Consider the following 17,326-nt stretch of genomic DNA (forward strand, 5'->3'; position numbering starts at 1 on the left):
AGCGGGCCGTTCGTATCTGGAGTCAGCAGCCGATCACTGCGGGGCTGGTGCGGGCGCCGGAGCAGGCGCTGGCTCTGCAGGCGCAGGAGCAGGTGCCGGAGCGGGCGCTGGAGCTGGCTCTGCAGGTGCCGGAGCTGGCGCAGGCTCTGCCGGAGCAGGCGTCGGTTCAGCGGGCGCCGGGGCCGGCGTCGTGGCGGCCGGCGGTTCAGCAGGCGCTGGCGCTTCGTCGCTTCTTCCAAAAACATAGTAAGCGACAATAGCCAGAATAACGACAACCAGGGCAATCAGCCAGCCGGTGCTGCCGCCACCCGACCTGGGAGGGGGTGTCGGAGTGGTGTACGGGTCGTTTGGATTCGCCATAAAAGTGTCCTCCGTGGGATGAAAGGTATCAATCAACACACATCAACGCGCAATCGCCGAACAGGTTTCACGCTAGGGATCGAAACCGCCGAAAACAGGGCAATCTTCGCCGGGAATCGTTTGTCCGCACGCACTTTACTCGCAAAATTCGCAGCAATCGAGCCAAAATAAACCTTTCGACCTTCCTGTACTGAGACAAGCTTTCCGTGATTCGGGAAAGGCATCGCCCCGAATCACGTCTTGCTGGATTCGCAACTCAACCGTGCAACTCAATCGACGGCAGTGACGGTGTAGCCGGCCTTGCGGAAATCCTCGACCAAACCTTCCGCGCCCGGAAGGTGCAGGGCGCCGACCGCCATGAACGCGTTGCCCTTGGCGAGGATCGGCCCGGCATGATCGATCATCGCCTTGTTGCGGCTGGTGATCATGGTTTCCTCGAAGGCGGCATAGCCCGCCGAATCGTCTTTGTCGCCGGGAAGGACGGCACGAAATAGCGGCCAGAGCATGCCGATGTCGCCGCGCTGGTAAAGCACGATCATGGTTTCGTTGACGTCGTTCACCCTGTTGCCGAGCTTCAGTGTGTCGACGAGGCCCTTCATGTGAAAAGCGAGCGGCAGCGAGGCCATGGCGCGAAGCTGGTCGGCGATGGTCTCCAACCCATCGACGGCTTTGCCTGAGGCTTTGGCGTCCTGCGCAAGCTTGATGTCGAGCACCGGCGTGCCGCCGGCCTGGCGGGCCAGTTCACAGGCCGGGAGCGCGACCATGGTCGACAGCATCCACGGTTTCATCTTGGCGACACTCGCCGGCGGGATGCCGCGCGAGTCGAGCGCCTTGTTCACCGCCGCCGCATCGTCCGGCGACAGCAGCGAGGACAGCGTGGTGCTGTCGGTGAACATCATCAGTTCCGGCTCTTTCAGGAACGCCGCCATCATCTTCTGCTGATCGAGCACCTCCGTGGTCTCGATGACGATAGTGTCGGCGGCGTCAAAGGCCTTTTGCGCGGCGGGCGGCAGAGTGGTCACGCGCGGGTCGGACATATGCATGGTGCCGAACAGGAAGGACGGTCTTTCGCCCGCCTTTTCCAGTTTCCACAACAGGCCCTTGCCGTTCGGTGTCGCAGCCGCTTCGGTCTCGAACTTGCGGTAGGTGGCCGGGTCGTCCTTCTGCAAGGCCGACAGCATGTCGGCGCCGGCGCAGGCCGGGGTTTCGGCCCGCGCCTTGCCGGCGGCGAGCAGCGCGATGATGAGGAAAGAGAGAAAAAACAGGACGTTGAGCGCCACGAGCAGCCTCAACGAGGCAAGGGCCGTGCGGTCGGCGATGGCAATGACGCGTTTCATGGTCCGCTTTTTAGAGACAAAGAACGGCGAAACGGTTAACCGGCGCAGCAAAATTGTCTTGGACATGGCTCCACGGCTCATATCTTGGCTGCAACTTTGCGAAATCATGCGTCGGTTACGCCCGCGGATGGGCCGCTTCATAGATTTCGAGCAGCCTCGCCGTGTCGACGCCGGTGTAGATCTGTGTCGTCGACAAGCTGGCGTGGCCCAAAAGTTCCTGGATGGTGCGCAGGTCGCCGCCGCGTCCAAGCAGATGCGTGGCGAAGGAATGGCGCAAGGCGTGCGGCGTGGCGGTGTCGGGCAGATTGAGCGCCGAGCGCAGCCTGGCCATGTCGCGCTGGACGATGGCCGGGTTGAGCGGGCCGCCGCGGGCGCCGCGAAACAGCAGGCCCTTCGGGTCGAGATGATAGGGGCAAAGCCGGCGGTATTCGGCGATCGCCCGCAGCGCCACCGGCAGCACCGGCACCAGCCGCGTCTTGCCGCCCTTGCCGGTGACGCGCAGCACCGTTTCATCGGGCGACGACAGATCGGCGCCGGACAGGCCGAGCGCCTCGGAAATGCGCAGGCCCGAGCCGTAGAGCAGCGTCAGCACGGCGCCGTTGCGGGCAGCGATCCACGGTTCCTCCGCCAGCTGGCCCTCCACCGAAACGACGTGTTTCGCATCGCTTGCCGTCAGCGGCTTGGGCAGCGACTTCGGCTGCCGTGGCGCGCGCAGTGCCGCAGCACCCGCCGCATTGACGAGGCCGCGCCGCTCCAGAAAGCGCAGCAGCGAGCGGATGCCGGCCAGCCCGCGTCCGAGCGTGCGGGCGCCGGCGCCTCCGGCGCGGCGGGCGGCGAGAAAGCCGCGCAGATCGGCCGGGCGCAGATCGGCGATATCCGAAATTCCGGGCGAACCGCCGCAATGGTCAGTCAGGAAGTGCAGGAACTGGCGCGTGTCGCGCTCATAGGCTTCCACGGTTTCCGGCGACATCCGGCGCTCGCGCGCCAGCATCTTCAGCCAGCTTTCGCGGGCCGCCTGAAGGTCTGGTTTGGCCGGGATAAGGAATTCCTGCATTGCGCTCTTCCGATATGCCGTTCTTCCATTCTGGGCCATCTTCCGGCAGCCGGGTTAGGAAGCCGTGAAGAGCCGCGTCATTGAAATGACAAGAGGGTGGAGCTAGAGCAAGGCAAAGGATTTTTCCGATGACCAAACCGCAAAACCCCGTCCAGATGGCCGTGATCGGCGCCGCCCACGGCATCAAGGGCGAATTGCGCGTGAAGACCTTCACCGGCGATCCGCTGGCGCTGGCCGACTACGGGCCGCTCTATGCCAGGGACGGCCGCGCCTTCCAGATCATCGACATCAGGCCGGCCAACAACGTCGTGGTGGTGCGTTTCAAGGGCATCAGCGACCGCAACGCCGCCGAGGCGCTTGCCGGCACGGAATTGTTCGTCGACCGCTCGATGCTGCCTGACGATGGCGAAGAGGACGAATTCTATCATGCCGATCTCGTCGGGCTGGCGGTCCGGGACGATACCGGTGCTGACATCGGCAAGGTCGTCGCCGTGCATAATTTCGGCGGCGGCGACATTCTCGACGTGACGTTGGCGGGCCGCAAAGGCGTGCTGATCCCGTTCACCCAGGCCGCCGTTCCTGACGTGTCGATCAAAGACGGCTTCGTTCGCATCGATCCGGCGGCGGCGGGCTTGATCGATGACGAAGACGGCGATGAACCCGGCCGCGCCGGTTTCGACCCGAAGGGCAGGCCGCGCGGGCCCAAGGACGCCGGGGGAAACCGGTGAGTTTTTCCGCCTCGGTGCTGACGCTTTATCCCGAGATGTTTCCCGGCGCGCTCGGCCTGTCGCTGGCCGGCCGGGCGCTGGTATCAGGCACATGGTCGCTGGAAGCAATCCAGATCCGCGATTTCGCCAGCGACCGCCATCGCACCGTCGACGATACGCCGGCCGGCGGCGGCGCCGGCATGGTGATGCGCGCCGATGTGCTGGCTAGCGCCATCGACCACGTCTCGCCGCAGGGCGATCCGCGCCCGCGCCTGCTGATGAGCCCGCGTGGCAAGCCGCTGACGCAGGCCCGCGTGCGTGAACTGGCCGCCGGGCCGGGTGTCGTCATCGTCTGCGGACGCTTCGAAGGCGTTGACCAGCGGGTGATTGACGCGCGTGGGCTGGAAGAGGTCTCGGTCGGCGACTTCATCCTCTCCGGCGGCGAGCCGGCGGCCCTTGTGCTGCTCGACGCTGTCGTGCGGCTGTTGCCCGGCGTGATGGGCAATGCGGTGTCGGGCGATGAAGAGAGTTTTGAAAACGGCCTGCTCGAACATCCGCACTACACGCGGCCGCAGGAATTCGAGGGCCGGCAAATCCCCGAAGTGCTGATCTCCGGCAATCACAAGAAGATCGCGGCGTGGCGGCGTGCCGAGTCGGAAAGGCTGACCAGGGAAAGGCGGCCGGACTTGTTGGCCGCTCACCCCTTGGTGAAATAGTAAAAGGCCAGGAACACGCCGACCCCGACGACGAAGCCGCGCACGGCAATTTGCGGCACGCGCCTGGCGATCCAGACGCCGGCATAGCCGCCCAGCGCGCCGCCCGGTATCATGATGATCGCCTGCCGCCAGGCGATGACATCGCCGGAGATGAAGACCAGGATGGCTACCGCCGCGATGACCACTGCCAGCATGTTCTTCAGCGCGTTCAGTCGGTGATAGTCGCCGGCCTGGGTGAGGCCGAGCGTCGCCAGCATCATGACGCCCATGCCGGCGCCGAAGAAGCCGCCATAGACGGCGGTGGCGAATTGCGCCAGGGAACCGACCAGCGAACCCACCGCGGCCTCATGCCCCGGCTTGGGCGCCGGCTTCAGCCACGGCCCGGCGGCGAACAGCGCGGTGGCCGCCAGCAGCAGCCAGGGCACCAGGACGCGAAACGACGGATTGTCGAGCGCCAGAAGGATGAGCGCGCCGGCCAGCGCGCCGAAGGCCGATATGACCCCGAGCAGCAACGCTGTGCGCCAGAAATGCTTGATGTCGGACCAGTAAGCGAGCGTCGAGGTGATGTAGCCGGGAAACTGTGTCAGCGACGAGGTGGCGTTGGCGACGACCGGCGGCAAGCCGACCAGCGACATGGCGCCGAAGGTTATAAACGTCCCGCCGCCGGCTATGGCGTTGACGGCACCTGAGAGAAAGCCCGCGAAAAAGAGCAGGGTCGCATCGAGAACTGGCATGGAGGGTGTGGCCGCCGGAGGAAAGTCACGTTCCACCCGGCTTAAAAAGCTTGGGCCTTCGACGCAACCCCTTGCGCTGAAAGATTGCAATGTCGGCCAACGACCAAAAAAGACAGGCGAAGGCGTGACAAAGCGTCGAAATAGCTGTATGTGCGCGCCGAACCGGAAGAACAATCTGGCAAGAGCGATCTTCTGGCCCGTCAACAATGACGGTGTAGTCGCCCCTGCCCGATGTCTCGCGACAAAGGGCATAGCCGAGCGGTCGATGGAACTGCAAGGCGAGTGCCGGACGCTCTGACTGTCGGAAGAACAAGAAGTGGATTTGTAGAGATGGATATCCTCCGTCAGCTCGAGGCCGAACAGGCCGCCAAGATCGAAGCCAAGCGCAAGCTTCCCGAATTCCAGCCCGGCGATACCGTGCGTGTCCAGGTCCGCGTGACCGAAGGCACCCGCACCCGCGTCCAGGCTTATGAGGGCGTTGTCATCGCCCGCGCCGGCGCCGGCTTCCAGGAGAATTTCACCGTTCGCAAGATTTCCTACGGCGAAGGCGTGGAGCGCGTGTTCCCGGTCTTTTCGCCGATGGTCGAAGGCGTCGAGATCGTGCGCCGCGGCAAGGTGCGCCGCGCCAAGCTCTATTACCTGCGCGATCGCCGCGGCAAGTCGGCCCGCATTTCCGAAAACACCGGCGTCCGCGCCCGCAAGCTGAACGATGAGGAGCGCGATGCGCTGAACGCCGAGAAGGCCCGCATCGAGGCCGAGAAGGTGGCCGCCGCCCAGGCGCTGGCCGCCGAGAAGGCGGCGCAGGACGCCGCTGAGAAGAAGGCCGCCGACGAGGCCGCCAAGGCTGCGGAAGCGGCCGTCGCCGAATAAGGCGTCTTTAAAACCGATGTTTCGGAAAGGCGGCTTCGGCCGCCTTTTTGTTTCGCGTGATGGATTCGATCTTGCCGGGCCGCATCAGTGCGCAATCGAAACGGATCGTTTCGTAATCCCGGCGTTGAAAGCATCGGAATCCATTTTCGGGTCGAACGGCGCATCGGACCGGCTTGCAAGGTGCCTGCGGAAAGCTAAAGTCGGCGCCGGATTTCCTGCAAGCCTCGACAATGTCGAGGCCGTTCAAATTCTCGGGGTGTACCATGACCAAATCGAAACTGCTGTTAGCCGGCCTGTTGGCTTTGATTCTTGCGCCCGTCGCCGCCCTGGCGCAGGCGCTGCCCGATCTCGGCGGCAAGAAGGTGGTGGTTGTGACGGAAAACGCCTATCCGCCGCTGCAGTTTATCGATGCCAAGACCGGCAAGCAGATCGGCTGGGAATATGACGCAATGAACGAGATTGCCAAGCGGCTGAATTTCCAGGTCGAATACCAGAATACCTCTTGGGATGCGATGATCCAGGCGGTTTCCGACAATCAGTACAACATCGGGATGACCGGCATCACCATCAAGGACGACCGCAAGCAGAAGGTCGATTTCTCCGACCCCTACATGCGCTCGGAACAGTTCATGCTGGTGCGTGGCGATGAGAAGCGCTTCACCGACGCCAAGACGTTCGGCGCCTTCAAGGATGGGCTGATCGGCGCACAGGCCGGCACGACGCCGTTCTACACCGCCGTCTACAGCGTGCTCGACGGCAATGAGCAGAACCCGCGTATCAAACTGTTCGAAACGTTCGGCGCGACGGTGCAGGCGCTGAAGACCGGCGACGTCGATGTCGTGCTGACCGATGGCACTGCCGGCAAGGGCTATGTCGAGGCGTCCAATGGCGGGCTGAAGCTGATCGGCGGACCGCTCGGCACCGAGGATTTCGGCTTCATCTTCCCCAAGGGCTCGGATCTGGTGAAGCCGGTCAATGCAGCGATCGCCGCACTGAAGGCCGACGGCACGCTCGACGCGCTAAACAAGAAATGGTTTCTTGATTACAAGATGGGACAGTAAAACTTTTGTCGCGCGCGTTGCGTGACGGTAGTGCGCCGGAACTCGCGCTGACTCTGCGCTCGTACACCCCCCTCTGTCCTGCCGGACATCTCCCCCTCAAGGGGGGAGATTGGATGCCGCACCGGCTTTCGCCAATTTCCAATCTTGCAGAATGGGCGGCGAGGTCAAAGCTGCCGATCTCCCCCCTTGAGGGGGAGATGGCCGGCAGGCCAGAGGGGAATGGCTTGGCGCTTAGCTTCGGCAAAGCATGCTTTGCCGGTATCGGTTAAATGGCAACGCCCGCATCGTCCACGTCCAAAACCGACTTCCCGTGGTGGCTTGCCGTGGCTGCGGCGCTCGCCGTGGCAGCCGCTATCTTCATCGCCGCAAGCGACCTCTATGCCCAGGTTTTCGCGACCGTCGCCAAGGGCATCGGCATCACCGTCTTCGTCACGATGGTCGCCTTCGCGCTGGCCTCGGCAATCGGGCTCGGCATTGCGCTGATGGGGCTGTCGGGATCGCGCTGGCTGCGCCAGATCGCTCGCTTCTATGTCGAGATCATCCGCGGCGTGCCGATGCTGGTGCTGTTGTTCTGGATCGCCTTCGCCGGGGCGCCAGCCTTCGTAGCGGCGTGGAACGCAGTGACCGCGCCATTGCAAAATGCGGGTCTCTTCGGAGAACTGCTGGTGCGCGACGTGTCGTTGCTGTGGCGCGCCATCATGGCGCTGACCATCGGCTACTCCGCGTTCATCTCGGAGGTCTTCCGCGCCGGCATCCAGGCAGTCGAGAAGGGCCAGATCGAGGCCGCGAAGGCGCTGGGGCTGACCCGCACGCAGCGTTTCCGTCTGATCGTCTTTCCGCAGGCGATCCGCACCATCCTGCCGCCGCTCGGCAATGATTTCGTCGCCATGGTCAAGGATTCCTCGCTGGTCTCGGTGCTCGGCGTCGCCGACATCACCCAGATGGGCAAGATCTACGCCGCCGGCTCGTTCCGCTTCTTCGAAACCTATTCGATCGTCGCCTATATCTATCTTATCCTGACGGTCGGCCTGTCGCTGGCCTTGCGGGGTTTGGAGAAGCGGCTGCGCCGCCAGCATGAGCAATAGCCGGCGGGCGAAGTCGGCGCTACGATTGACCTGTCGGGTTGCAGAGGAATTGATCCATGAACATCGACAAAGCCAACGCGGCACTGGATTCCGTCTATACGGCAGATACGCCGAAAGCGCTGGCGGAGGCCTATGCCGCATGGGCTGCGACCTATGACAGCGAAACCGCCTCGCTCGGCTATCTCCTGCCGTTCCTGATCGCCGCCTGGGTGGCGCGCCATGTGCCATCAGGCGAGGGGCCGCTGCTCGACGCCGGCTGCGGCACCGGTCTGTCGGGACCGTCGCTCAAGGCGCTCGGCTATCGGGACATCGCCGGGCTCGACCTGTCGGAGGACATGCTGAAAATCGCCGGCAGCCGCCAGGCCTACAGCGAGCTGAAGCAGGCGACGCTTGGCGGTCCGCTGCCTTGGCCGGACGGCTATTTCCGCGCCTTCTTCTCGACCGGCGTGTTCACCATCAGCCACGCGCCGGCCTCCGGCCTGTATGAACTGGTGCGCATCACGAAAAAGGGTGGCCACGCCATCTTCAGCGTTCGCGACCAGGTGTTCGAGAGCGGCGGTTTTCGTGATGTCTTTGCCGAACTGGAGCACAACGAAAAATGGCGGCCGATCGAGGAAAGCCCGTGGTTCCGCTGCTATGCGATTGCCGAGCCCGAGGCGCTGGTGAAGACCTTCGTGTTCGAGGTGGTTTGAGCACCGGTTTGCAGGACTTGCGTTCCTCGCCCCCGCGCAGCAGGGGCGAGGAACCCAGGTTCTGCGAGGCAGCCGCGATTGCCGAAAACCCAAAACATTGGTATGAGCCACGCCATGGAACAGCTTTTTGGCGATCCGGCCTACAAGGGTTTCGTGCTGCAGGACAGAAAACGCCTGCCGTCGCGATTCTCGGCGCGCGTTTCCGGCGCTCTGACCAGCCGACTTCGCTAGGCCGTGTTCGCCGGCTAGCCGGCGCTTGTCCTTTCCCATTTTCATATCGACGGATTTACGCACATGAGCGCACCTCGCACCCTCTACGACAAGATATTCGACGACCATGTCGTCGATCGCCAGGACGACGGCACCTGCCTGCTCTACATCGACCGCCATCTCGTCCATGAAGTGACCAGCCCGCAAGCCTTCGAAGGCCTGCGCATGACCGGCAGAAAGGTCCGGCATCCGGAAAAGACGCTGGCCGTGGTCGATCACAATGTGTCGACTTCGCCGGAGCGCAAGTTCGGCATCAAGAATGAGGAAAGCCGCATCCAGGTCGAGGCGCTGGCCAAGAACGCCAAGGATTTTGGCGTCGAGTATTATTCCGAGAAGGATATCCGCCAGGGCATCGTCCATATCATCGGTCCTGAGCAGGGCTTCACGCTGCCCGGCATGACCATCGTCTGCGGCGACAGCCACACCTCGACGCATGGCGCTTTCGGCGCATTGGCGCACGGCATCGGCACCTCGGAAGTCGAGCATGTGCTGGCGACGCAGACGCTGATCCAGCGCAAGGCCAAGAACATGCTGGTGCGCGTCGACGGCGTATTGCCGGAGGGCGTCACCGCCAAGGACATCATATTGGCGATCATCGGCGAGATCGGCACTGCCGGCGGCACCGGCTATGTCATCGAATATGCCGGCGAGGCGATCCGCGCGCTGTCCATGGAAGGCCGCATGACCATCTGCAATATGTCGATCGAGGGCGGCGCCCGGGCCGGTCTGATCGCGCCTGACGAGACGACCTTTGCCTATGTCAAGGACAAGCCGCGCGCGCCGAAGGGCGAGGCGTGGGATGCCGCGCTCGCCTACTGGAAGACGCTGCAGTCCGACGAAGGCGCGCATTTCGACAAGGTGGTCGTGCTCGACGCGGCGAAATTGCCGCCGATCGTGTCCTGGGGCTCCTCGCCCGAGGATGTCGTCTCGGTCCAGGGCATCGTGCCGAACCCCGACGAGATCACTGATGAGAACAAGCGCACCTCCAAGCAGCGCGCGCTCGACTATATGGGCCTGACGCCGGGCACCAGGATCACCGATATCGCGCTCGACCGCGTCTTCATCGGCTCCTGCACAAACGGCCGCATCGAGGATCTGCGCGCCGCCGCCAAGGTGATCGAGGGCAAGACGGTCAATCCGCGGGTCAATGCGATGATCGTGCCGGGCTCCGGTCTGGTCAAGGAGCAGGCGGAGGCCGAGGGTCTCGACAAGATCTTTGTCGCCGCCGGCTTCGACTGGCGTGAGCCGGGCTGCTCGATGTGCCTTGCCATGAATGACGATCGGCTGAAGCCGCATGAGCGCTGCGCCTCGACCTCGAACCGCAATTTCGAGGGCCGTCAGGGCTTCAAGGGCCGCACCCATCTGGTGTCGCCGGCCATGGCGGCGGCAGCGGCGATCGCCGGCCATTTCGTCGACATCCGCGAGTGGAAATAACTCAGGCTGCCACTGTCCGCATATGAGTGCCTACCAGAGCCCGAACCGCGATAAGGTTCGGGCTCTTTTCACGCCGGGCGCCTGACGAGTTCATGGAATTGCTCACGCCGGCCGGGTTGCTCTGCGGCGACCACCAGCGCCAGTTGGCGTTCGTCGAACAGCTTGAACCACTCGTCCCATTCAACCAGTTCGTAGCCGCCCGCGTTGGTCGGGCGTTCGGCCTGATCCTGGTCCTGATAGGCGTGCTGGCCGAAGACCAGCCTCAGCAGGGCTTGGGTCCCTGCTTCGGGCGACACGTCGACGATCGCCGGAAATCCAGCGCGCGCCGCGGCCCATGAACGAATTGCGTCGTGGTCGGTCAGCATGATCGTATCGGCCATGAAAGCGTCTCCTCTTGGCTGCTGCCGGAAAACGCCGGCCGCGGTTTCAAGTTCCGTACAGCAGCTTCATCGGCGACCTTGCGCATAGTCGACTTTGCTTAACCGCTTGTTCGGGCTTCCGCTCTAAGGTCTTGCCTGACGGAAGCGTGGGGGGTCACGGTCCTTTGGACACCGGTCTGCTGATAGGGTTGCTCAACCCGACAATCGCGCTTGCGCTCGGCACGGTGTTTCTCGTGCTGTGGTTCTATCAGCGTCACCGTCCCTATCTGGCCGTGCTCGCCGCCAGCTACTGGCTTTCGGCGGCCGGTTTCCTGTTGCAGTATTTCACGCTGCCCATCGGCATGGCGCCGACCAAGCTACTCTCCAACCTCTGCTTCACCATCGCCGCCTGTGGTCTCGCTGGCGCGATCGTGACGCGTTATGGACGGCGCGTGCCCTTTGTCGCGATCGGCGTCCTGGCGAGCGGCGGCCTGGCCGCTTTTTGCTGGTTCATGTTCTTCCAGCCGGATCTCACCTGGCGAATCCTGGTGATGAATTTCGCTTTCGGCGGCCTCAGTCTGGTTGTCGCCGCCGAACTGCGCGTGGTGCGCGACAAGGGCCCGACGGAAATGATCCTGTTCGTGCTGTCGCTGCTTTCCGGGTTGAACTTCTTCGTGCGCACCCTCGTAATCGTCATCGCGCATGGACCTTACCAAAGCTATGACGGGTTCTATGCCTCGTCCTACTGGACAACGGCGCTGCTGTCGCATGCGCTGCTGTCTTTGCTCATCGCGCTTTGCCTGTTTTGCGCGGCTGCACTCGACGTGATGAAAGCGCTGAAGGCCGAGGCGTACACCGACCCGCTGTCGGGCCTGCTCAACCGCCGCGGTTTCGAGGAGCGCGCCACGCTGCTCCTGCAGCACTGCGCCACCGCCAAACTGCCGGTCGCGCTGGTGCTCGCCGACCTCGATCATTTCAAGGCGCTCAACGATCTGCACGGGCATGCCGCGGGCGATCGCGTGATCGCCGACTTCGCCGCCAAGCTTCTATCGGCTGCCGGCACCAGCGGCGTCGCCGGCCGCATCGGTGGCGAGGAGTTCGCCGTGCTTTTGCCGCTGAGCGACCTTGGCGCGGCAAGGCTGTTTGCCGAAGCCATTCGCACGCTCTGTTCGGCGGGCAGCATCGACGGGCTTCCGCACGGTACAAGAGTGACGGCGAGCTTCGGCGTGGCGGCCCGCACCGGCGAGGAAGGGCTGGAGCCGCTGATGCGCCGCGCCGACGAGGCGCTTTACAAAGCCAAGAGGAACGGCCGCGATAGCGTGCAGCTATCCCATGAACGGTCGGAAACGGTGCTCGTTGTGGAACCGCTCAAAGCCGCTGATCATCCCGCTCCAGGCCGACGTTAACGTCTTTTTCGCCCGTTCATGATTTGCTGGCGCAGGGAGTGCGAAAACCACATGGGCGGCGGCGCAGAGTTCATCCTTGGAATCAACTTGCTCGTCGCCGGCCTGTTGGCGGCTGCCTTCATGACCATCTCGTTCAACGATGTGGCGCGCGCTCCGGCGCGCTGGCTGGTCTTCGGTTATCTGCTCGGGATGGCCTATTTCGCCATCGAGTTCAGCATTCCGATCTTCGAAAATGCGCGACCGGCAGTCGTCGCGGGTTTCGCCGTGTTCCTGGGCGCCACCATCGCCTTCAATGGCGGGCTTGCCCATAAATACGGCGTGGCGCCGCGCTGGGCGCCGATGCTCGTCTTCCTGTTTGCGGCCACCGTGGCCGTGTATTTCGTGCAGGCCCTGCCGCGCCAGTCGCTTGCCCGCATGATGGCCTACCAGCTTCCCTATGCGGCCATGCAGTTCGTCGGCGTCGGCATCGTCTGGTCGTCCAGGCAAAGACGCGACTGGCTCGACCATGCGTTGATGGCCGTTCTGACGGCCAGCGCCCTGCAATTCGTCAGCAAGCCGTTCATCGCCCATGCAATGGGCGGCTGGGGTGTCAATCCGCAGGCCTATCTGCAGAGCAACTACGCTCTGGTGTCGCAATCGCTCGGCACGGTGTTCGGCCTGACAATCGCGCTTCTCATTCTGGTCATCCTGGTCCGCGACGTGCTCGCCGAGGCGACGTCGAAGTCGGAGACGGACACGCTATCGAGGTTGCTCAACCGCGGCGGCTTCGAACGTCATGCCGAGCTGGCGATGCGTGACGCCGTGCGCAAGGGTATTCCGGTCGCCCTGGTCATCGCCGACCTCGATCATTTCAAGAGCATCAACGACAGTTTCGGCCACGCGTCCGGCGACCGGGTCATCGAAGCCTTTGCCGGCTTCCTGCGCGATGCCGCCGCCGATCATCACGTCGCCGGTCGCATTGGTGGTGAGGAATTCGCCATCATCCTGCCGGGAACCAACCTCGCCGCCGCGCGGCTCTTCGCCGAAGGGACGCGCAGCGCTTTCGGGGCCTTGCCGATCGACTGTCTGCCGGCGGACCATCGTTGCACCGCCAGCTTCGGCGTTGCCGAGCTTCACCCGGCCGAAGGGTTTACCGACCTGCTGCGGCGCGCCGACGAAGCGCTCTATCAGGCGAAGGGCAGCGGACGCGATTGCGTGCGCATCTCGATAGGATCAATCGCCGCCCGGCAGACGGCTGTTGCCAACGCCGGGCCGAAGATCAGCGGCAGGGGCTGAGTTCCGGCATCTCGCCGTCGGAAAGCCCATACATATAACTGCGGCCCTTCACGAAAACCGGCGGCCTGTAGCAGTCGCGGCTGCTGACGTCATCCGCGTCGTTTTCATGGATTTTGGGCTGGCCGGCGCCGGTGTAGTCCGACAGTTCCTTGGCCAGGCTGCCCTCGCCAACGAGGATGCGCTTGTAGCCGGCGGCGCTTTCGATGACGAGATTGCCAAAAGAATCGGCGTAGACGCGGTCGCGCGTCCCGGCGAGTGCCGGTGCTGCGAGGCCCATGGCCACCGCCACCAGGATGAGCGCCGTAGGGCGCGATCCGCCTGAATTCGAATGCATGGCGTCCCCATTTGTCAGAGGCGAGTCTTCCTCGAATCATAAATTAACCTTTTATTAACCTTTGTTAAGAGGCCAGGCCTGCTGGCAGCCAGATCTCGGCAAACATGGTTAATATCCGGCGCCTTGGAAGCCTGCGGCCATCTTTCGGCCATGCTTGCCCGCACCATCGCGGCCGGCGCGGGTGATCTTGGCCACGCATCGCGGCTGGATTGACGCGTAGGGAGGCAGCAGCATATGGCGTTAAGCCGGACGTTTCGGGTGACGCTTGTCCATGTTCCATTGCTGATCACCGTTGCCTGCGTCTCGCAGACCAATGCGCCGGCCACCGCGACCGATTCACCACAGCCGCGCACCGCCACTTACACTTGCGCTGATGGCACAAGGATCACCATCGAAAACCTCGGCACTTCGGTGCGCGTGCTTGGCCCGGACGGCGCCAGCGAGGACCTGCCGGCCTCGCCCGCCAATCAAAGCAGCCGCTTCGGCGCGGCGCATGACGCAATCGTGATCGACGGGCGCGACGCGCTGGTGATGAAGGGCGGGAAGACGCCGCTGACCTGCACCCGCTGACCGGGTGTGTCGATATTCAGGTGATGCCGGCCTGCAAATGGTGGATCCCTGCCCTTCCCTACAGCGCTGCCTCTTAGGCGCGCAAAGGACGCCGCTCCGGTTCTCGGCATCCACCATTTTCGGCGCGGCCTGACGTGAATCTCAACGCATCGGGCAGATATGCCGCACTGCAGCGAACATTGCGCCGGCTTTGGCTCGCGCCCTAATCGATTGAAGCGAAATACCGCCCTTTTGTCAGACTAAATTACGTTCTCGAAACGATTTTCCGGCTTTGACGCGGTGCAAAAAGCGCATTAGAAACCGGCTGTCCGAAGTCGCAACCGGAAGCGGTAACGCCGCATTTCCCCTGGGGCTCCAGAGACGCCGAACTGGGGGAGCCATGAGCAAATCACCAGCCACCCGCGAATTTGCCAGACGTGAACGGCCGCTTTCGCCGCATCTGACCGTCTATCGGCCGCCGATCACGATGACAATGTCGATCATCCATCGCATCACCGGTGGGGCGCTTTATTTCGGCACGCTACTGGTCGCGCTGTGGCTGATGGCGGCGGCGAGCTCGCAATCCACCTTCGATGCCGTCAACTGGGCCTTCGGCTCGTGGCTGGGACGGCTGGTGCTGTTCTTCTATACCTGGGCGCTGATGCACCACATGCTGGGCGGCGTGCGCCATCTGATCTGGGATACCGGGGCCGGTCTTGAAAAGGACACGGCCTCCAGGATCGCCTGGGCGACGCTGGCCGGCTCGATCGTGCTGACGCTGCTGATCTGGATCGCCGGCTACATGGCACGGGGAGCCTGATCGTGAGCCACCGCAACACCGACATGCGCACGCCGCTGGCGAAGGTCCGCGGCCTCGGCTCCGCCCGCGAGGGCACGGAGCATTTCTGGCGCCAGCGCCTGACGGCGATCGCCAACATCCCGCTGATCCTGTTCTTCGTCGGCTTCCTGATCGCGTTGAACGGCGCCGGCTATGCGGAAGTGCGCGCCGCACTTGCCAACCCGTTCGTGGCGCTGGTCCTGGCCCTGGTGCTCTTGTCCGGGCTCTACCATATGCGCCTCGGCATGCAGGCGATCATCGAGGACTATGTACATGGCGAGGGCATGAGGCTGGCGCTGCTCGCACTCAACACATTCTTTCCCGTGGTGGTCGGCGTCGCCTCGATCTTCGCCCTGCTCAAACTGGCATTTGGAGGCTGAAAATTTTGGCCAAGGACGCGAAAAACGCCAACACGGCGTCCGCCTATAGCTACGTCGACCACAAGTTCGACGTGGTGGTCGTGGGCGCCGGCGGCGCCGGCCTGCGCGCCACGCTCGGCATGGCCGAACAGGGACTGCGCACCGCCTGCATCACCAAGGTTTTCCCGACGCGGTCGCATACGGTCGCCGCTCAAGGCGGCATCGCCGCCTCGCTGTCCAATATGGGCCCCGATTCCTGGCAGTGGCACATGTACGACACCGTCAAGGGGTCGGACTGGCTCGGCGATGTCGACGCCATGGAATATCTGGTGCGCGAAGCACCTGCCGCCGTCTACGAGCTTGAGCATTACGGCGTGCCGTTCTCGCGCACCGAAGAAGGCAAGATCTACCAGCGGCCGTTCGGCGGCCACATGATGAATTTCGGCGACGGCCCGCCGGTGCAGCGCACCTGTGCGGCGGCCGACCGCACCGGCCACGCCATCCTGCATACGCTCTACGGCCAGTCGCTGAAGAACAACGCCCAGTTCTTCATCGAGTATTTCGCGCTTGACCTGATCATGGAGCCGGACGGCACCTGCACCGGCGTCGTCGCCTGGAACCTCGACGACGGCACCATCCACCGCTTCTCGGCAAAAATGGTGGTGCTGGCGACAGGCGGTTATGGCCGCGCCTATTTCTCGGCGACCTCGGCGCACACCTGCACCGGCGACGGCGGCGGCATGGCAGCGCGGGCCGGGCTGCCGCTGCAGGACATGGAGTTCGTGCAGTTCCACCCGACCGGCATCTACGGCGCCGGCTGCCTGATCACCGAGGGCGCGCGCGGCGAGGGCGGCTATCTCGTCAACTCCGAAGGCGAGCGCTTCATGGAGCGCTACGCGCCGTCGGCCAAGGACCTTGCCTCGCGCGACGTGGTCTCGCGCTGCATGACGCTGGAGATTCGCGAGGGACGCGGCGTCGGCAAGAGCAAGGACCATATTTTTCTCCACCTCGACCACCTCGATCCGGCCGTTTTGCACGAGAGACTTCCGGGGATTTCGGAATCGGCAAAAATCTTTGCCGGCGTCGACCTGACTAAGGAGCCGATCCCGGTGCTGCCGACGGTCCACTACAATATGGGTGGCGTGCCGACCAATTACTGGGGCGAGGTGCTCAACCCCACCGCCTTGAACCCGGACCAGGTGTCGCCAGGGCTTATGGCGGTCGGCGAGGCTGGCTGCGCCTCGGTGCATGGCGCCAACCGGCTGGGCTCCAACTCGCTGATCGATCTGGTGGTGTTCGGCCGCGCTGCGGCGATCCGGGCAGGCCAGGTGATCGACCGCAACGCCGCGATCCCGTCGCCCAACGAAGCCGCGGTCGAGAAGATCATGGACCGTTTCGACCGGCTGCGTCACGCCAACGGCTCGACGCCGACGGCTGTTTTGCGTGAAAAGATGCAGAAGGCGATGCAGGACGATGCGGCGGTGTTCCGCACGCAGGATTCGCTGGAAAGCGGCTGCAAGCGCATTTCGCAGATCTGGGCCGAGCTCAAGGACGTAAAAGTGTTCGACCGCTCGATGATCTGGAACTCCGACCTGGTCGAGACGCTTGAGCTGGAAAATCTGATGGCCAACGCCATCACCACCGTCTACGGCGCCGAGGCGCGCAAGGAGAGCCGCGGCGCGCATGCGCGGGAAGATTTTTCGGCTCGTGATGATCTGGCCTGGCGCAAGCATACGCTGGCCCGGCTCAGCGAAGACGGCGAGGTGTCGCTCAGCTACCGGCCGGTGCACACCGAGCCGCTGCTTAGCGAAGCAGACGGCGGCATCAACCTGGCCAAGATCGCTCCCAAGGCGAGAGTGTATTGACGATGGCCGCCGTGAACGGGA

Annotated in this window: 19 protein-coding genes; 14 read left to right on the forward strand and 5 right to left on the reverse strand. The window is 63.7% G+C overall.

The annotated features are described in order from the left end of the window. The first annotated feature begins 47 nt into the window (after positions 1-47). Positions 48-260: a hypothetical protein gene (locus A9K68_RS31230; protein WP_065007257.1), complete on the forward strand. Its 213-nt coding sequence runs from the start codon at positions 48-50 to the stop codon at positions 258-260. A gap of 369 nt (positions 261-629) precedes the next feature. Here the strand turns inward: A9K68_RS31230 and A9K68_RS04540 are convergent, their stop codons facing one another. Together A9K68_RS04540 and A9K68_RS04545 are read right to left on the reverse strand one after the other, a co-directional pair. Continuing rightward, positions 630-1,697, reverse strand: a complete 1,068-nt coding sequence (locus tag A9K68_RS04540) for a TraB/GumN family protein (protein WP_065007334.1) — start codon at positions 1,695-1,697, stop codon at positions 630-632. Positions 1,698-1,812: 115 nt separating this feature from the next. After that, positions 1,813-2,751 (reverse strand): tyrosine recombinase XerC, encoded by a 939-nt coding sequence (locus tag A9K68_RS04545; RefSeq protein WP_065007256.1) that lies wholly within the window; start codon positions 2,749-2,751, stop codon positions 1,813-1,815. A gap of 128 nt (positions 2,752-2,879) precedes the next feature. On the opposite strand from A9K68_RS04545, the gene rimM reads away from it, so the two are divergent. Then, a complete protein-coding gene (rimM, locus tag A9K68_RS04550; RefSeq protein ID WP_065007255.1) occupies positions 2,880-3,479 on the forward strand; it encodes a ribosome maturation factor RimM in 600 nt (199 codons plus the stop codon). Beyond that, positions 3,476-4,174, forward strand: a complete 699-nt coding sequence (gene trmD, locus A9K68_RS04555) for a tRNA (guanosine(37)-N1)-methyltransferase TrmD (protein WP_065007254.1) — start codon at positions 3,476-3,478, stop codon at positions 4,172-4,174. Before rimM ends, trmD begins: the two co-directional genes overlap by 4 nt. Here trmD and A9K68_RS04560 read toward each other — a convergent pair. Next, entirely contained in the window at positions 4,156-4,908 is a 753-nt protein-coding gene (locus A9K68_RS04560) for a sulfite exporter TauE/SafE family protein (protein ID WP_065007253.1), read from the reverse strand. The genes trmD and A9K68_RS04560 overlap by 19 nt on opposite strands. A 330-nt stretch (positions 4,909-5,238) precedes the next feature. On the opposite strand from A9K68_RS04560, the gene rplS reads away from it, so the two are divergent. The 5 genes from rplS to leuC all read left to right on the forward strand — a co-directional run bounded on the left by rplS (position 5,239) and on the right by leuC (position 10,320). Further along, the gene (gene rplS, locus A9K68_RS04565; protein WP_029349353.1) at positions 5,239-5,778 is read left to right on the forward strand and encodes a 50S ribosomal protein L19; all 540 of its coding nucleotides are present in this window, start codon (positions 5,239-5,241) and stop codon (positions 5,776-5,778) included. Positions 5,779-6,041: 263 nt separating this feature from the next. After that, positions 6,042-6,839, forward strand: coding sequence for a transporter substrate-binding domain-containing protein (locus A9K68_RS04570; protein ID WP_029349350.1), 798 nt, complete (start codon positions 6,042-6,044; stop codon positions 6,837-6,839). 269 nt (positions 6,840-7,108) lie between these two features. Beyond that, on the forward strand, positions 7,109-7,924 hold the full coding sequence (locus A9K68_RS04575) for an amino acid ABC transporter permease (RefSeq protein WP_065007251.1): 816 nt from the start codon (positions 7,109-7,111) through the stop codon (positions 7,922-7,924). A 56-nt stretch (positions 7,925-7,980) separates the two neighbouring features. Further along, on the forward strand, positions 7,981-8,616 hold the full coding sequence (locus A9K68_RS04580) for a class I SAM-dependent methyltransferase (protein ID WP_065007250.1): 636 nt from the start codon (positions 7,981-7,983) through the stop codon (positions 8,614-8,616). Between the two features lie 294 nt (positions 8,617-8,910). Beyond that, positions 8,911-10,320: a 3-isopropylmalate dehydratase large subunit gene (gene leuC, locus A9K68_RS04585; protein ID WP_065007249.1), complete on the forward strand. Its 1,410-nt coding sequence runs from the start codon at positions 8,911-8,913 to the stop codon at positions 10,318-10,320. Positions 10,321-10,388: 68 nt separating this feature from the next. On the opposite strand, the gene A9K68_RS04590 is transcribed toward leuC, so the two are convergent. Beyond that, positions 10,389-10,700, reverse strand: coding sequence for a hypothetical protein (locus tag A9K68_RS04590; RefSeq protein ID WP_029349343.1), 312 nt, complete (start codon positions 10,698-10,700; stop codon positions 10,389-10,391). A gap of 164 nt (positions 10,701-10,864) precedes the next feature. Here A9K68_RS04590 and A9K68_RS04595 point away from each other — a divergent pair, with 164 nt between their 5' ends. Then, entirely contained in the window at positions 10,865-12,085 is a 1,221-nt protein-coding gene (locus A9K68_RS04595; RefSeq protein WP_065007248.1) for a GGDEF domain-containing protein, read from the forward strand. Between the two features lie 51 nt (positions 12,086-12,136). Beyond that, complete coding sequence (locus A9K68_RS04600; RefSeq protein ID WP_082982265.1) at positions 12,137-13,360, forward strand: GGDEF domain-containing protein; 1,224 nt, start codon at positions 12,137-12,139, stop codon at positions 13,358-13,360. On the opposite strand, the gene A9K68_RS04605 is transcribed toward A9K68_RS04600, so the two are convergent. Then, positions 13,344-13,694, reverse strand: coding sequence for a hypothetical protein (locus A9K68_RS04605; protein WP_065007246.1), 351 nt, complete (start codon positions 13,692-13,694; stop codon positions 13,344-13,346). The two genes, A9K68_RS04600 and A9K68_RS04605, sit on opposite strands and share 17 nt — an antisense overlap. A gap of 234 nt (positions 13,695-13,928) precedes the next feature. Here A9K68_RS04605 and A9K68_RS04610 point away from each other — a divergent pair, with 234 nt between their 5' ends. The 4 genes from A9K68_RS04610 to sdhA all read left to right on the forward strand — a co-directional run bounded on the left by A9K68_RS04610 (position 13,929) and on the right by sdhA (position 17,305). After that, the gene (locus tag A9K68_RS04610) at positions 13,929-14,264 is read left to right on the forward strand and encodes a hypothetical protein (protein WP_065007245.1); all 336 of its coding nucleotides are present in this window, start codon (positions 13,929-13,931) and stop codon (positions 14,262-14,264) included. Between the two features lie 379 nt (positions 14,265-14,643). Next, positions 14,644-15,063 carry a succinate dehydrogenase, cytochrome b556 subunit gene (sdhC, locus tag A9K68_RS04615; RefSeq protein WP_065007244.1) on the forward strand — a complete coding sequence of 140 codons (420 nt, stop codon included), beginning with the start codon at positions 14,644-14,646 and terminating at the stop codon, positions 15,061-15,063. Positions 15,064-15,065: 2 nt separating this feature from the next. Continuing rightward, positions 15,066-15,461 carry a succinate dehydrogenase, hydrophobic membrane anchor protein gene (sdhD, locus tag A9K68_RS04620; RefSeq protein WP_065007243.1) on the forward strand — a complete coding sequence of 132 codons (396 nt, stop codon included), beginning with the start codon at positions 15,066-15,068 and terminating at the stop codon, positions 15,459-15,461. A gap of 5 nt (positions 15,462-15,466) precedes the next feature. Further along, the gene (gene sdhA, locus A9K68_RS04625) at positions 15,467-17,305 is read left to right on the forward strand and encodes a succinate dehydrogenase flavoprotein subunit (RefSeq protein ID WP_065007242.1); all 1,839 of its coding nucleotides are present in this window, start codon (positions 15,467-15,469) and stop codon (positions 17,303-17,305) included. Positions 17,306-17,326 lie beyond the last annotated feature (21 nt).

The organism is Mesorhizobium sp. AA22 (assembly GCF_001672375.2).
Classification (GTDB): Bacteria; Pseudomonadota; Alphaproteobacteria; order Rhizobiales; family Rhizobiaceae; genus Mesorhizobium; species Mesorhizobium wenxiniae.